Consider the following 2,280-nt stretch of genomic DNA (forward strand, 5'->3'; position numbering starts at 1 on the left):
GATCAACGCGCCGCTCGTGATTCCCGAAGTAATTCAAGGGATCTCGCTGCTGCTGCTGTTCGTCGCGCTCGAGCAGATGTTCGGCTGGCCGAAGGGGCGCGGGATGGTGACGATCTGGATCGGCCACGTGATGCTCTGCGTGTCGTACGTCGCGATCATCGTGCAGTCGCGCGTGAAAGAGATGAACAAGTCGCTCGAGGAGGCGGCGCTCGATCTCGGCGCGACGCCGTTGAAGGTGTTCTTCGTCGTCACGCTGCCGCTGATCTCGCAGGCGCTGCTGTCGGGCTGGCTGCTGTCGTTCACGCTGTCGATCGACGATCTGGTGCTGTCGGCGTTCCTGTCGGGCCCCGGCTCGACGACGCTGCCGCTCGTCGTGTTCTCGCGCGTGCGGCTCGGACTCAATCCCGAGATGAATGCACTCGCGACGCTGTTCATCACCGCGGTGACGATCGGCGTGATCGTCGTGAACCGGATGATGATCGCGCGCGAACGCCGACGCGTGGCCGATTTGAAGCACGCGTTCGCGGCCGCGTAAGCCCGCCCTGCCATCCGTCCCGAAAACAACCCGGCGCGTCGCGCTAGGCGGCGCGCCGTTCGACCACGCATTGACGACGCGCACGACAAGGAGAATCCGCAATGAAGAAGAAACTGATCTGTCTGCTGGTGGCCGGCGCACTGCCGGGCATCGCGCTGGCCGACTCGACATCCGCGCAGATCAAGGCGCTGCAGGCGCAGGTGGCGGCGCTGCAGCAGCAGATGAAGGCGATGCAGGCGCAGCTCGCCGCGCGGCCGGGCGCCGCCGCGAATACGTCGGGCGGCACGAAGGCCGCCGTCGCACCGGTCGCGGTGGCCGCCGATCCGGGCTCACCTGATTACGGCAAGGCGCCGGCCATGCTGACCAACGACGACGTGACCGAGATGAAGCAGCAGATCGCGAGCCAGCAGCTGAAGGTCGACACGCTGACCGACGCGGCGAACACCGGGCCGCTCGCGGGGCTGTCGGTGACCGGCTACATCGACCCGACCTACATCTACAACCGCGCGGCGGGCACGTCGTCGTTCCTGTTCGCGAACCACGAGAACGCGTACAACTACTTCAACAGCACGTTCGGCGACCTCTATCTCGACATCAAGAAGACGTTCGGCGTCGGCCCGATGGCGCCGTCGGCCGAGATCACGCTGATGCCGAACCGCGGCAACGGCATCACGCTGCTGCAGAACTCGCGCGGCTCGATTACCGACAACCTGCTGAACACGGCGGTCGTGAACGTGCCGATCACCGCGACGACGACGCTCGTCGCCGGCCTGATTCCGAGCTTCGGCGGCTACGAGGTCCAGCAGTCGAACCAGATGCTCACGCTCACGCACAACCTGCTGTACGACTTCTCCGATCCGGGCAGCTACGTCGGCGCGGGCATGAACTACACGAAGGGCGCCTGGGCGTGGAAGTTCTTCCTCGGCAACGAGCAGTACCGCACCTACGGCTCGGTCACGCAGACCGGCACCAACGCGCTCGGCGATCCGATCACGACCAGCAACAAGGTGCCGACCTTCACCGCACGCGCGGACTACACGTGGTCGAGCGCGCTCGACATCGGCGGGTCGTTCAACATCGGCCGGCAGACCTTGCCGAGCGCGATCGACCCGGCGACCGGCAACGTGTCGTACGGCGTTGGCGGCGCCGCGCCGAGCGCCTACGGCACGTTCTTCTTCGCAGAAGCGGACGCGACCTACACGCTCGCCGACGTGCAATACAACGCCGAACTCGACTACGGCCAGCAGCAGCATGCGGCGTACAACGGCGGGCTCGCGCAGTGGTACGGGCTGTCGCTGCTCGCGCACCGCAAGTTCAACGCGCCGGTGGTCGGCCGCATGGGCGTGACGCTGCGCTACGATGCGCTCGTGAACCGCAAGAACGGCGGCGGCGGCGGCGGCATCGCGCTGAACGGCAACGGGATGGATCCGTACAACGGTTTCGGCGTCGACGCGGACTGCCTCGCGACGTCGAAGGCGAACGGCGGGCTCGGCTTCGACTGCAAGGGCGCGATCCGTCAGGACGTCGCGCTCGACCTGCTGTTCTATCCGACGCAGCAGATCACCGTGAAGGTCGAATACCGGCACGACTGGGCGAACAACAAGGTGTTCCTGCGCAACGACGGCTCGTACGGCAAGTCGAACGATCTGCTCGCGACGCAGTTCATCTATTCGTTCTGATCGCGTTCGCGCGGGCGTGCGGTGCCGCGCGGTGCCGCGCGCCCCGCGCCGTTTCGGCCGGCCGGC

Annotated in this window: 2 protein-coding genes; both read left to right on the forward strand. The window is 66.5% G+C overall.

Features of this window, described 5'->3' with window-relative positions:
- Positions 1–535: ABC transporter permease subunit (locus HMPREF3115_RS32980; protein WP_256276467.1), on the forward strand; the 535-nt coding region annotated here is incomplete at its 5' end.
- Positions 536–636: 101 nt separating this feature from the next.
- On the forward strand, positions 637–2,214 hold the full coding sequence (locus tag HMPREF3115_RS28270; protein WP_006408010.1) for a DUF3138 family protein: 1,578 nt from the start codon (positions 637–639) through the stop codon (positions 2,212–2,214).
- Positions 2,215–2,280: the final 66 nt, after the last annotated feature.

The sequence above is a fragment of the Burkholderia sp. HMSC10F09 genome (assembly GCF_001806955.1).
Taxonomy (GTDB): domain Bacteria; phylum Pseudomonadota; class Gammaproteobacteria; order Burkholderiales; family Burkholderiaceae; genus Burkholderia; species Burkholderia multivorans.